Source organism: Haemophilus haemolyticus M19501 (genome assembly GCF_000222025.1).
Classification (GTDB): domain Bacteria; phylum Pseudomonadota; class Gammaproteobacteria; order Enterobacterales; family Pasteurellaceae; genus Haemophilus; species Haemophilus haemolyticus_G.
Genome location: NZ_AFQO01000004.1, coordinates 20,676 through 33,190, shown reverse-complemented (window position 1 = coordinate 33,190; position 12,515 = coordinate 20,676). Strand labels below are relative to the sequence as shown.

The 12,515-nt window shown below is 38.1% G+C and carries 13 protein-coding genes and 1 pseudogene; 3 read left to right on the top strand and 11 right to left on the bottom strand.

Annotated elements, in window-relative coordinates; all coding sequences use genetic code 11:
* Window positions 1–12: 12 nt before the first annotated feature.
* Window positions 13–1,308, bottom strand: a complete 1,296-nt coding sequence (locus tag GG9_RS06520; protein WP_005630586.1) for an NAD(P)/FAD-dependent oxidoreductase — start codon at window positions 1,306–1,308, stop codon at window positions 13–15.
* A 141-nt stretch (window positions 1,309–1,449) separates the two neighbouring features.
* On the opposite strand from GG9_RS06520, the gene GG9_RS06525 reads away from it, so the two are divergent.
* Window positions 1,450–2,502: an extracellular solute-binding protein gene (locus GG9_RS06525; RefSeq protein WP_005630584.1), complete on the top strand. Its 1,053-nt coding sequence runs from the start codon at window positions 1,450–1,452 to the stop codon at window positions 2,500–2,502.
* A gap of 70 nt (window positions 2,503–2,572) precedes the next feature.
* On the opposite strand, the gene hslU is transcribed toward GG9_RS06525, so the two are convergent.
* Together hslU and hslV are read right to left on the bottom strand one after the other, a co-directional pair.
* Window positions 2,573–3,907: an HslU--HslV peptidase ATPase subunit gene (gene hslU, locus GG9_RS06530; protein WP_005630579.1), complete on the bottom strand. Its 1,335-nt coding sequence runs from the start codon at window positions 3,905–3,907 to the stop codon at window positions 2,573–2,575.
* A gap of 10 nt (window positions 3,908–3,917) precedes the next feature.
* On the bottom strand, window positions 3,918–4,445 hold the full coding sequence (hslV, locus tag GG9_RS06535; RefSeq protein WP_005629407.1) for an ATP-dependent protease subunit HslV: 528 nt from the start codon (window positions 4,443–4,445) through the stop codon (window positions 3,918–3,920).
* A 219-nt stretch (window positions 4,446–4,664) separates the two neighbouring features.
* On the opposite strand from hslV, the gene aphA reads away from it, so the two are divergent.
* Window positions 4,665–5,372, top strand: a complete 708-nt coding sequence (aphA, locus tag GG9_RS06540) for an acid phosphatase AphA (protein ID WP_005630577.1) — start codon at window positions 4,665–4,667, stop codon at window positions 5,370–5,372.
* Between the two features lie 68 nt (window positions 5,373–5,440).
* Here aphA and secB read toward each other — a convergent pair whose 3' ends face one another.
* Window positions 5,441–5,950, bottom strand: a complete 510-nt coding sequence (gene secB / locus GG9_RS06545) for a protein-export chaperone SecB (RefSeq protein ID WP_005630575.1) — start codon at window positions 5,948–5,950, stop codon at window positions 5,441–5,443.
* Between the two features lie 13 nt (window positions 5,951–5,963).
* Window positions 5,964–6,410, bottom strand: coding sequence for a rhodanese-like domain-containing protein (locus GG9_RS06550; protein ID WP_005630572.1), 447 nt, complete (start codon window positions 6,408–6,410; stop codon window positions 5,964–5,966).
* A 248-nt stretch (window positions 6,411–6,658) separates the two neighbouring features.
* Between GG9_RS06550 and GG9_RS06555 the strand changes: the two genes are divergently transcribed.
* Window positions 6,659–7,981 (top strand): anaerobic C4-dicarboxylate transporter, encoded by a 1,323-nt coding sequence (locus GG9_RS06555; protein ID WP_005630570.1) that lies wholly within the window; start codon window positions 6,659–6,661, stop codon window positions 7,979–7,981.
* 132 nt (window positions 7,982–8,113) lie between these two features.
* Here GG9_RS06555 and gnd read toward each other — a convergent pair whose 3' ends face one another.
* From gnd to pgl, 6 genes and pseudogenes are all read right to left on the bottom strand, one after another.
* Entirely contained in the window at window positions 8,114–9,568 is a 1,455-nt protein-coding gene (gnd, locus tag GG9_RS06560; RefSeq protein WP_005630567.1) for a decarboxylating NADP(+)-dependent phosphogluconate dehydrogenase, read from the bottom strand.
* A gap of 728 nt (window positions 9,569–10,296) precedes the next feature.
* Window positions 10,297–10,455 (bottom strand): annotated as a pseudogene (locus GG9_RS0108535) (GNAT family N-acetyltransferase); the annotation flags it as partial.
* Window positions 10,456–10,471: 16 nt separating this feature from the next.
* A complete protein-coding gene (locus tag GG9_RS06565) occupies window positions 10,472–10,804 on the bottom strand; it encodes an avidin-fold protein (protein ID WP_005630565.1) in 333 nt (110 codons plus the stop codon).
* A 32-nt stretch (window positions 10,805–10,836) separates the two neighbouring features.
* A complete protein-coding gene (locus GG9_RS06570) occupies window positions 10,837–11,253 on the bottom strand; it encodes a hypothetical protein (RefSeq protein WP_032825040.1) in 417 nt (138 codons plus the stop codon).
* A 26-nt stretch (window positions 11,254–11,279) separates the two neighbouring features.
* Window positions 11,280–11,672 (bottom strand): GNAT family N-acetyltransferase, encoded by a 393-nt coding sequence (locus GG9_RS06575; protein ID WP_005630558.1) that lies wholly within the window; start codon window positions 11,670–11,672, stop codon window positions 11,280–11,282.
* Window positions 11,673–11,698: 26 nt separating this feature from the next.
* Entirely contained in the window at window positions 11,699–12,397 is a 699-nt protein-coding gene (gene pgl, locus GG9_RS06580) for a 6-phosphogluconolactonase (protein ID WP_005630555.1), read from the bottom strand.
* Window positions 12,398–12,515 lie beyond the last annotated feature (118 nt).

Genomic DNA, 12,515 nt, shown 5'->3' with positions numbered 1-12,515 from the left:
ATTTTTTATATCTTAACGATATTTATCTAAAAACTTGTAATACTGCACACCAATCTTTGTCGCAAGATCTTTTATAATTCGACCACCATAAACAGAAGGGACTTTCAGACCTTCAAAAATAGATAAACGTTCATCGTCACCCAAAATCGCCTCCGCTACAATTCGCCCCGCAAGACCAGTCAAAGCAACACCGTGACCAGAATAACCGTGAGCAAAATAAATATGCGGAGAAATACGACCAAAATGAGGCGTTGAATTTAAGGTCATATCAATCGGGCCAGCCCAGCCATAATCGATTTTTACATGTTCAAGTTGCGGGAATACGCGCAACATATTTTTCCGCATAATAGCGACCATATCTTTTTCTGAGCTAGAATCACTACCAAAAAGCAGACGGTTGTCAGCACTCAAACGATAATAGTCTAATAATAAATTGTTATCGCACACTGACATGCCATTATTAATGACAGAATCAGCAACGGCTTGGCTTAACGGCTCTGTGGCGATAATAAAACTTTCTACAGGTAATATTTTACGATTAATTCCGTGGTGAATAGATTTCGGGAGCGCATCAATATAAGCATTGGTGGCTAAAATAACGTCTTGAGAAATAACCGCACTTTTAGCTGTTTTAACCTCAACGCAACCATTTTTCTCAACCATATCCACTACGGGAGATTGTTCAAAAATCTGAACACCAAGATCAACACAAGCTTTCGCTAAACCTAAGCAATAATTAAGTGGATGTAAATGCCCTGAGTTACTATCAAATAAGCCGCCCACATAAATATCACTGCCTAAGTGCTGTTTTAATTTAGCCTTATCCCAAAGTTGCATATTCTGATAGCCAAAATTCTCATGACTTTCTTTTTCAATTTCAATTAAGTCATCCATTCGGCGTTCATTTAATGCCAATGTGGCATAGCCTTTTTTCCAATCACATTGAATGCCATATTTTTCAATACGCTCATCAATAATATCAATGGCCTCTAATGACATATCCCAAAGTTTATGCGCTTTATCTTCGCCAACTTGTTTAACGTATTCATCAATGCCTTCTTCAAAGCCATTAATTGCCTGCCCACCACTACGACCAGAAGCACCAAATCCTACTCGAGCGCCCTCTAATACAATGACTTTTTTTCCTTTCTCCGCCAGTTCTAATGCCGCAGATAAACCAAAAAATCCAGCCCCGATCACACATACATCAGCATGTTCAATTTGAGTGAGCGGTGGGAATTGAAAATCTTGGTTACGAGAGTCGAAATAATAAGAGCGAACGTGTTCTTGATAGGCAAAATTAAGCATAAAAAATCTCTTAGGAAAAAACTGGCAAAATCTTACCCCGAAAGGGAAATATGTCAAACCTTTTACGAAAAAAATGCTATACTGCGCGCGCGCAAAATTTGCGCGTTTTATGATGAACGATAACCCTCGGAGGTCAATAAATTGAAAAAATTCTTTGCTCACTCACTCAAAAATCTTTTCCTTTCCACCACCGCACTTTTCGCGGTTTCCGCTTTTGCCAATAACAAACTTTACGTCTATAACTGGACAGACTACGTGCCTTCTGATTTAGTCGCACAGTTTTCTAAAGAAACTGGCATCGAGGTAATTTATTCTACCTTTGAAAGCAACGAAGAAATGTACGCGAAACTCAAACTTACTCAGAATACTGGCTCTGGCTATGATTTGGTGTTTCCATCAAGTTACTACGTAAATAAAATGATTAAGGAAAAGATGCTTCAACCGATTGATCAAAGTAAATTGACCAATATTCATCAAGTCCCTAAACATTTATTAAATAAAGAATTCGACCCAGAAAATAAATATTCATTACCTTACGTTTACGGACTTACCGGTATTGAAGTTAATGCAGATGAGATTGATCCTAAAACCATCACCAGCTGGGCGGATTTATGGAAACCTGAATTTAAAGGTAAAGTTCTCATGACTAGTGATGCGCGTGAAGTGTTCCACGTAGCATTATTGCTTGATGGTAAATCGCCAAATACCACCAATGAAGAAGACATCAAAACAGCTTATGAGCGTTTAGAAAAACTTTTACCAAATATAGCGACCTTTAACTCTGATTCGCCAGAAGTCCCTTACGTACAAGGTGAAGCTGCAATTGGTATGATTTGGAATGGTTCTGCTTATTTAGCACATAAAGAAAATCCATCTCTTCAATTTGTGTATCCAAAAGAAGGCGCAATTTTCTGGATGGATAACTATGCGATTCCAACTACAGCAAAAAATGTTGAAGGTGCGCATAAGTTCATTGACTTCTTACTTCGTCCAGAAAATTCCAAAGTTGTAGTAGAACGCATGGGCTTTTCTATGCCAAATGAAGGAGTAAAAGCATTACTCAGCCCTGAAGTTGCCAATGATCCGAAACTATTTCCACCAGCATCAGAAGTAGAAAAAGGGATTATGCAAGGCGATGTTGGAGAAGCGGTCGATATTTATGAAAAATATTGGAGCAAATTAAAAACCAATTAATTTCTCAATTTAGAAAACAAAAAAGTGCGGTGAAAATTCACCGCACTTCTTGTATCAGAAAAGAAAATATTTAAAGAATAAAACGACTCAAATCTTCATTTTCAACCACTTCGCCAAGTGCATCCGCTACATAAGCCGCATCAATATTGATAGTTTGACCATTCATGTCACTTGCACTGAAAGAAATTTTATCCATTAAACGCTCCATTACCGTATGCAAGCGGCGTGCACCGATATTTTCCGTTTTTTCATTCACTCGGAATGCAGCCTCAGCAATTTTCTTCACTGCGTCGGTTGTAAATTCAATATTTACCCCTTCTGTTGCCATCAAGGCTTTGTATTGCTCGGTTAAAGAGGCATGTGGCTCCGTTAAAATACGCTCAAAATCAGCCGCACTTAATGCGGTAAGTTCAACACGAATCGGCAAACGCCCCTGTAACTCTGGAATTAAATCTGAAGGACGAGCAACTTGGAATGCACCAGATGCAATAAATAAGATATGATCAGTTTTAACCATTCCGTGCTTGGTGCTAACGGTCGAGCCTTCCACTAACGGAAGTAAATCACGTTGCACACCTTCACGCGATACATCTGCACCGCTGTATTCACCTTTCTTACAAATTTTGTCGATTTCATCGATGAAAACGATACCATTTTGTTCTACCGCATCAATCGCTTTTTGTTTAAGTTCTTCAGGGTTAATTAATTTCGCTGCTTCATCATCAATCAACGCTTTCAACGCATCTTTAATTTTCATTTTGCGTTTTTTCGTTTTATCTGAACCCAAATTTTGGAACAATGATTGCAGTTGATTTGTCATTTCTTCCATGCCCGGAGGAGCCATAATTTCAACGCCCATAGACACGCCCGCCGACACATCAATTTCAATTTCTTTATCATCTAATTGACCTTCACGTAATTTTTTGCGGAACGCTTGGCGAGTACTGCTGTGACTATCATGGCTTTCAACTTCGCCCCACTGATTTTTTGCTGGAGGAAGTAAAGCATCCAAAATACGCTCTTCAGCCGCGTCTTCAGCTCTTGCTCTGTTCTTCGCAATTTCCTGCTGGCGAACAAGCTTCATCGCACTATCCGTTAAATCACGAATAATGGAATCCACCTCTTTCCCCACATAACCCACTTCGGTAAATTTCGTTGCTTCCACTTTGATAAATGGTGCATTAGCTAATTTTGCCAAACGGCGCGCAATTTCAGTTTTACCCACACCAGTTGGGCCAATCATTAAAATATTTTTTGGCGTTACTTCGTGACGCAAAGGTTCTTGAAGCTGCATACGACGCCAACGGTTACGCAACGCAATCGCCACAGCACGTTTTGCATCGGCTTGACCAATAATATGTTGATCTAATTCAGAAACTATTTCGCGAGGAGTCATTTCAGACATAGCTTTTTCCTTAATTCGGTAATTCTTCAATAGTGAAATTGGTATTTGTGAACACGCAAATATCACCAGCAATTTTCAAAGATTTTTCAACAATTTCACGAGCAGAAAGTTCGGTATTTTCCACTAATGCACGTGCTGCAGACAACGCATAGTTACCACCCGATCCGATTGCTAAAATTTGATCTTCTTCGGGCTGAACCACATCGCCAATACCCGTGATGATTAAACTTTCTTTTTCATCCGCCACAATTAACATCGCTTCTAACTTACGAAGTGCGCGATCGGTACGCCAATCTTTCGCTAATTCCACCGCACTTTTTAGCAAATGCCCTTGATGCATTTCAAGTTTACGTTCAAATAATTCAAAAAGCGTAAATGCATCTGCGGTACCACCAGCAAAACCTGCAATTACTTTGCCATTATATAAACGACGTACTTTACGAGCATTACCTTTCATTACGGTATTTCCCAAAGAAACTTGTCCATCACCGCCTACGACGACTTGCCCATTGCGACGTACGCTTACAATCGTTGTCATTGTTCTGTCCTTTATAAAGTGAAAAGTTGTTCGTTATATGGCGACAAATTGATTAAATTCAAGGGGAAAATTTGCAGTGATGATTTATTCCTCAGTCATAAATAAAAAATGTGAAGTTGATCATATTTTGAGATAGCAAACGATTACTAATTATTGAATATAAGCTAAAAAAATGTATGATGTGAGCGGTTTTTAAATCAACTCTTGTGAGGAAACACAATGAAAAATATTATGAAATTATCTGTAATTGCACTTTTAACTGCAGCTGCAGTTCCAGCGATGGCAGGCAAAACAGAACCTTATACTCAATCTGGCACTAATGCTCGTGAAATGTTACAAGAGCAAGCAATTCACTGGATTAGTGTTGATCAAATCAAGCAAAGTTTAGAAGGTAAAGCACCAATTAATGTAAGCTTTGATATTGATGATACTGTGCTTTTCAGCAGCCCTTGCTTCTACCACGGACAGCAAAAATTCTCACCAGGTAAACACGATTATTTGAAAAATCAAGATTTCTGGAATGAAGTAAACGCAGGTTGTGATAAATATTCTATTCCTAAACAAATTGCCATAGATTTAATTAATATGCACCAAGCACGTGGCGACCAAGTTTACTTTTTCACTGGCCGTACTGCAGGTAAAGTAGATGGCGTAACACCAATTTTAGAAAAAACGTTCAATATTAAGAATATGCACCCAGTTGAATTTATGGGCAGCCGTGAACGTACAACAAAATATAACAAAACGCCTGCAATCATTTCACATAAAGTGAGTATTCACTATGGCGACAGCGATGATGATGTACTAGCAGCTAAAGAAGCAGGTGTTCGTGGTATTCGTTTAATGCGTGCCGCAAACTCAACTTATCAACCAATGCCAACTTTAGGCGGCTATGGCGAAGAAGTGTTAATTAATTCAAGCTATTAATTGACCGCACTTTAGCAACAAAAAAGGCAAGCTAGGATTTCTAACTTGCCTTTTGTTTTGCTATTTAATTAATGTTTAGTTTGTTCTTCCTCAGATTTTTCTTCTGCATTTTCTGCTTGTTGGCGATTCATATATTCAACAAACAATGCATCAAAGTTTACTGGAGATAAGTTTAATGCAGGGAACGTACCACGATTTACTAAGTTAGACACTAATTCACGTGCATAAGGGAAAAGCATATTCGGGCATTGAGAGGTTAAACAATGTGCCATTTGAACATCTTCTAAACCACTAATAGTGAACACGCCTGCTTGTTTAACTTCGCAAATAAATGCGACATCACCACTATCTTCAAGTGTAGTTTCAACAGAAATGTTTAATACTACTTCATATAAGTCATCACCAACTTGGGTTGTTTCGGTACTTAAATCAAAACCAAGTTTTGGCTTCCATTCTTGTTGGAAAATATGTGGCAGATTTGGCGCTTCAAAAGACACATCTTTCACATAAATACGTTGAATTTGAAGAACAGGTTGTTGTTCTTCTGTTGCTGCAACGTCTTGTTTTTGTTCTGACATTTTCTATTCCTTATTATTTATGTTTTTTAACTAAAGGTAAATTTGCCGCAGCCCATGCAGAAATGCCTTCTTTTAACACAAACATACGATTAAAACCTTGTTTCGCTAAAAGCGTAGCTGAAGCTGGTGCGGAAACACCGTTAATATCTACCAACACAATTGCTTTTTCTTTGTGGTGTTCAATTTTACCGATGTTTTGATTTTTAATTTCGCTTGGAAGTAAATTAATGCTATCAATGATGTGACCACGTTGAAATTCTTCAATACTACGTAAATCCACCACAATAGCTTCATCCGCATTGATTAAACGAATCACCTCATTGTGAGTGATGACTTTAAATTTACTCGTTGCGCCTTTATAGAAGGTATAAATTACCATCACGAAAATCGCAAACCAAGAAACTGCTAAAAGAGTATGTTTTTGAGCAAACTCTGTTGCCATTGGGATCAATTCTTGCATTGTTTTCTCTACTGATTAAGTACGTCAAAATAGGGTTCAAGTATAACCGCACTTGGGTTATCTTTCAAAAAAATTCTTATGAACGTTAAATACCTTGAATTATACATCTATAACTAAACTAGAAATAACCGCACTTTTGACCACAATTTATTGATCCATATTATGGAATCGATACCTATTTGTTGCTATATTAAGCGCTGTTTTAACAAATAAAACAAAGATGTTTTTTAATTAACTTAGGGGGCAGTATGTCTGCAATGTTCTTACTACAATTTGCCATCGTATTATTGTGTATCTTTGTGGGTGCACGAGTAGGTGGTATCGGTTTAGGTGTATTTGGTGGTTTAGGCCTTGCTATTCTTTCTTTTGGCTTTGGCCTAAAACCAGCAGGTTTACCTATTGATGTTATGTTTATGATTATGGCTGTAGTTTCTGCAGCAGCAGCAATGCAAGCGGCTGGCGGTTTAGACTACATGATCAAAATCGCAACCAAAATCTTACGTCGTAATCCTAAACATATTACTTTTATCGCGCCAGCAGTAACTTGGTTATTCACTTTCTTAGCGGGTACTGGTCACGTAGCATATTCTGTATTACCAGTTATCGCTGAAGTGAGCCGTCAAAACGGTATCCGTCCAGAACGTCCAATGTCAATGGCGGTAATCGCATCACAATTTGCTATCGTAGCAAGCCCTATTGCGGCAGCTGTTGTAGCGGTCGTTGCTTACCTTGAACCACAAGGCATTCATCTTGGCGATGTTTTAATGGTAACCATTCCTTCAACTATTTTAGGACTTTTCCTTGCTTGCATATTCGTAAACAAAATGGGTAAAGAATTAAAAGATGATCCAGAATATCAACGTCGTTTAAATGACCCAAAATATGCTGATATTTTTGCTTCTACCACTTCAGTCAAAGAAGTAGAAGTGAGCAAAACAGCTAAGATTTCTGTTTCTTTATTCTTATTTGGTTCATTACTTGTTGTAATCATGGGTGCGGTTCCATCTTTACGTCCAGTATTTGATGGTAAACCAATGGGTATGGCACACACTATCGAAATCATTATGTTAGCGATTGGTGCGTTAATTATCTTAACTTGTAAACCAGATGGCACTGAAATCACTAAAGGTTCTGTGTTCCACGCAGGTATGCGTGCAGTAATCGCAATCTTCGGTATTGCATGGTTAGGTGATACTTTGATGCAAGCACATATGACTGAAGTAAAAGAAATGGTGAAAGGCTTAGTTGAAACTGCACCATGGGCATTTGCTTTCGCGCTATTTGTACTTTCTGTATTAGTAAACAGCCAAGGTGCAACAGTAGCGACATTATTCCCACTTGGTATCGCATTAGGTATCCCAGCACCAGTATTAATCGGTGTATTTGTTGCTGTAAATGGTTACTTCTTTATCCCTAACTATGGTCCAATCATTGCGTCTCTTGACTTCGATACCACGGGTACAACCAAAATCGGTAAATACATTTTAAACCACAGCTTTATGCTTCCGGGTTTATTGAGCATGCTTTTCTGCTTATTAATCGGTTTAGGTCTTTCTCACGTTATTCTTTAAAATGTGATTCAATAACAAAGAACGGTGCTGAAATAGCGCCGTTTTTTATTTCCCAAATATAAACAGAAAAGAGATAAAAAAATACCGCACTTTAATATCTCAAAGTGCGGTATTTTTTAGCGATATTTTTAACTACACATCATAAGTGGTAGAGGCAGTATTCCCACCACGACCAGTCCAGTTAGTATGGAAGAATTCACCGCGTGGTTTGTCAGTACGCTCATAAGTATGTGCACCAAAGTAGTCTCGTTGTGCTTGCAATAAGTTTGCTGGTAAACGTGCTGAAGTATAACCATCTAAGAAAGTGATTGCAGACGCCATACAAGGCATTGGGATACCTACTTCGATAGATTTTGCCACCACTTTACGCCAGTCGCTTAATGCGTTTTCTAAAATGCCTTTGAAGTAACTATCTGAACCTAAGAAGATTAAATCTGGGTTCGCTTCGTACGCATCGCGAATGTTGCCTAAGAAACGACTGCGAATGATACAACCTTCACGCCATAATAATGCCGTTGCACCGTAGTTAATATCCCAACCAAATTGTTCAGAGGCTTCACGAATCAACATAAAACCTTGTGCGTAAGAAATGATTTTAGACGCCAATAATGCTTTACGCACTGCTTCAATCCAAACTTTCTTATCACCTTCAACTGGAACAACCGTCTTATTGAATAATTGATTTGCTGCAACACGTTGATCTTTAAATGAAGAGACGCAACGAGCAAAGACAGATTCAGTGATTAAGGTTAATGGAATACCGAAATCTAATGCGTTGATACCTGTCCATTTACCTGTCCCTTTTTGGCCAGCGGTATCTAAGATTTTTTCAACTAATGGCTCACCATCTGCATCTTTATAACCAAGAATGTCGGTAGTGATATCGATTAAATAACTATCAAGTTCAGTTTTTTTCCATTCTGCGAAGATAGCTTGCATTTCGTCATAGCTTAAGCCTAAACCTTCTTTTAAGAATTGGTAAGCCTCACAGATTAATTGCATATCGCCGTATTCAATACCATTGTGAACCATTTTCACAAAGTGGCCAGCGCCTTCACCGCCAACCCAGTCACAGCAAGGCTCACCTTGTTCTGTTTTTGCTGAGATTGCTTGGAAGATTGGCTTAACATATGGCCATGCTTCGTGGTTACCACCCGGCATGATAGAAGGTCCATGACGCGCACCTTCTTCACCACCTGAAACACCCGAACCAATAAAGCGAATACCTTTTTCCGCTAATGCTTTTACACGACGGTTAGTATCAGGATAGTTTGAGTTACCACCATCAATGATGATGTCGCCTTCTTCTAAGTGCGGTAGTAATGCCTCAATGAATTGATCTACCACCTCACCCGCGCGCACCATTAACATCACTTTGCGTGGTTTTTCTAATTTAGAAGCTAAATCTTCTAAAGAGTATGCACCGATAATATTGGTGCCTTTTGCCGCACCTTGTAAAAATTCATCCACTTTAGATGTGGTACGGTTATACGCTACCACTTTAAACCCGTGGTCGTTCATATTTAAAATGAGGTTTTGCCCCATTACGGCTAAGCCGATAACACCGATGTCGCCTTTTACTGACATTGTTTTCTCCTGTTTGTAGGGTGGGATTTATCCCACAGTAATATTTTGTTATTGGTAAGTTGGCATATTAGCCATACGATAGTTAAGATTTTATAAAGATACTAACAGTATAAAGTATTAATATTGCAATCCAAAAAGCTATTTGTGGAAGTCCCTTTATGTCATACTGATTCCTGATGATTTGTAAAATCCATGAGATTACTATTAATATTAGGGAATAAACAAATGAAAATAATAAAAATTTGGAATCTATAGAGGGGATTATGCCAATGGACTTACAGATAAATATTATTACAATCATTCCAGCATCAAAAATTCCAACTCTAATAAGCATTGCTGCTATATATTCATATAATTTATATGCATAACTATCTATTTTTACTTTTAATAACGGTATATTTTCAAAGATTTTTCCTATAAAAAAAGATATTATTCCGCAAACTCCTAAGAATTTATCAAAGTTTGAGGAGTTGTCATCAAACCAAAAAAATAAACATTATTAGGCCGTATGGAATAATCCATTTCAAAAAAAATTTAAAAACATCATCAATCATATTTTATCCTCATAAATGTTAAATTGATTGTGGTGATGAATTGTTAAGTCTCCCAATGATAGCGCACGCCTCTCCAACGCGTGCCTTTATCTACAAGCACGCGCTATGAAGAAGAGTCCTCTCTGTTATCCATCTTTTTGCTACACAAAAGTGCGGTCATTTTTCCAAGCATTTTTAACTCTTCGTCCACGCACTCATATGCTGCGTAAATCCAATATGCGGATAATAATCCACGGCTTGCGGAGCCGATAAAAGCACAATTTTAGCTTGTGGATGTAATGCCTGTTTGGTGTGTTCAATTAACTGCAAGCCGATACCTTGTTTCTGATATTCTATAACAAAATTTCTTTTAAATTTCTCTGATTAAAGAGCTGCCTTGCTCTAACGTGTCTAGCCACTGCCATTTTTCATGACCGACGAGTTTACTTTTTTCTAAAGAAAATGTTGTACAGCAACGCCCCAAACGATTTTCTAGAGATTGATTTAAATGTTGATACGTAAATTCAATTTGAGTATCGTCAATCCATTTTCCAATTAAAAAGCCTTTTAAAATTTCACCGCCACCATATTCTGCCCAAATCATTTTACCTTGTTGATGGTAATGAAATTCTGTTTGACTACTGACCTCACCATTTGCGGTGTTTTCAACAGCAACAAATTTTTTATTATCTAAATTCAACATTAAAGTCACTCCGCATCTAATGTATCTATATCTTATTTTTGCATAATGTAATGCATTTCTACATTTTTCGCTTTTGTGGCTTTTTCTAGATCTGCTTTATCACTTTGACTATCTCCAACAAGGTATAAAGATACATCCTTACCGACCTTTTCTGCATTATTTAGTCCATACATAGCAACTGCTTTATTCACAGATTGACTGTTCCCTGCAATTCCAATGTGTAAATTATCTGTAGCTAAAAGAGATACGAGTCGTTTTCCTGAAGTACCACCTGCGGTTCTAATCGTTGCTACAAGCATTCCATTTGAAACTGGGTTTCCTGCTTCTGGAACTTGAAGCATTACTGAGCGATTATCTTTTGGCATTTGTGCCGCTAACTGATCTAAAGATGGACCAGATGAACAAGCAAATAACAAAGTTGAAGTAAGTAGTACAAACAGTTTTTTCATTTTTGTCACCATATCATTCTAATAAATTAACTCTTCGTCCATGCACTCATATGTTGAGTAAATCCAATATGCGGATAATAATCCACGGCTTGTGGAGCGGATAAAAGCACGATTTTGGCTTGTGGATGTAAGGCTTGTTTAGTATATTCAATTAATTGCAATCCGATACCTTGTTTTTGATATTGTTCATCAACCGCTAAATCAGATAAATAACAGCAATAGGCAAAATCCGTTACTGAACGTGCCACACCCACTAATCGTTCACTATCCCAAGCGGTCACTAATAAATCTGCATGGTACAACATTGCCGCGACGCGTTTTTTATCCTCTAACGGACGGCGTGCTCCGAGCGTTGTTTTATTTAGCAATTCAATAAATTGTCTAACTGCAATTGGTTCATTCACTTTGTAGTCTATCATTTTGCAAGCCTGCGATACTCAATTTGTTATAGCAATTTTGCCGCCGCTTTATCCAAATACCATTCCGTCACCCCATTTTTTGCTTTAATTTTTGCTGCAGGGTAAGGCAGGTTTTCAGCTGGAGTCGTTTGGATTTCTTTTAAAATATCCGCTTTGCTTTCGCCTGTCACCAAATAGGTAATGCGTTTGGCTTGTTCAATGAGTTTAGCTGTTTTAGAAATGCGAATTTGACCACTTTCAGGGTGCTTAGCAATGACAGCTAGGTTTTCATCATCAAAATTGGTTTGATGTGGGAAGAGAGAAGCAGTATGACCGTCTGTCCCCATACCTAAAATAATCCAATCAAAAACACCGTTTGGAACGACCGCACTTAATTCTTCTTCGAAACGTTTTAGCTCAAAGTGCGGTTCATTTTCGCCACAAATTCGATGGATATTTTCTGCTGGAATTTGAATATGATCGAATAAAAGTTTTTGTACTTCGCCATAGTTACTTTCAGGATCAGATGGCGGAACCATACGATCATCTCCCCACCAAAAATGCAGATTTGTCCAATTAATTTGTTCCGCATAAGGCAATTTGGCTAAGGTTTTAAATAGCAACTTAGGTGTTGAGCCACCAGAAAGAGAAATATGTACAGGACGATTTAACTGACTGTAAATCACAAATTCTTGCGCGATTTTTTCGACTGCGTGTTGAGCAGTTGGGAAAGTGATGGTATTCATTGCTGTTCCGTTTATGATGTCGTAAGTAAATATACCCACGGCTAATTACGTGATAGTAGTTCCACTTTGGGAAACGGTAATTCTACCCCAAAGGGGTAGTACTCTTGCTAGCCTAGGG

Coding starts and splice junctions, on each gene's coding strand:
- aphA (WP_005630577.1), top strand. CDS start 4,665: ATGAAAAATATTATGAAATTATCTGTAATTGCACTTTTAACTGCAGCT.
- pgl (WP_005630555.1), bottom strand. CDS start 12,397: ATGAATACCATCACTTTCCCAACTGCTCAACACGCAGTCGAAAAAATC.
- GG9_RS06575 (WP_005630558.1), bottom strand. CDS start 11,672: ATGATAGACTACAAAGTGAATGAACCAATTGCAGTTAGACAATTTATT.
- hslU (WP_005630579.1), bottom strand. CDS start 3,907: ATGTCTGAAATGACTCCTCGCGAAATAGTTTCTGAATTAGATCAACAT.
- GG9_RS06565 (WP_005630565.1), bottom strand. CDS start 10,804: ATGTTGAATTTAGATAATAAAAAATTTGTTGCTGTTGAAAACACCGCA.
- GG9_RS06550 (WP_005630572.1), bottom strand. CDS start 6,410: ATGCAAGAATTGATCCCAATGGCAACAGAGTTTGCTCAAAAACATACT.
- GG9_RS06555 (WP_005630570.1), top strand. CDS start 6,659: ATGTCTGCAATGTTCTTACTACAATTTGCCATCGTATTATTGTGTATC.
- hslV (WP_005629407.1), bottom strand. CDS start 4,445: ATGACAACGATTGTAAGCGTACGTCGCAATGGGCAAGTCGTCGTAGGC.
- GG9_RS06520 (WP_005630586.1), bottom strand. CDS start 1,308: ATGCTTAATTTTGCCTATCAAGAACACGTTCGCTCTTATTATTTCGAC.
- secB (WP_005630575.1), bottom strand. CDS start 5,950: ATGTCAGAACAAAAACAAGACGTTGCAGCAACAGAAGAACAACAACCT.
- GG9_RS06570 (WP_032825040.1), bottom strand. CDS start 11,253: ATGAAAAAACTGTTTGTACTACTTACTTCAACTTTGTTATTTGCTTGT.
- gnd (WP_005630567.1), bottom strand. CDS start 9,568: ATGTCAGTAAAAGGCGACATCGGTGTTATCGGCTTAGCCGTAATGGGG.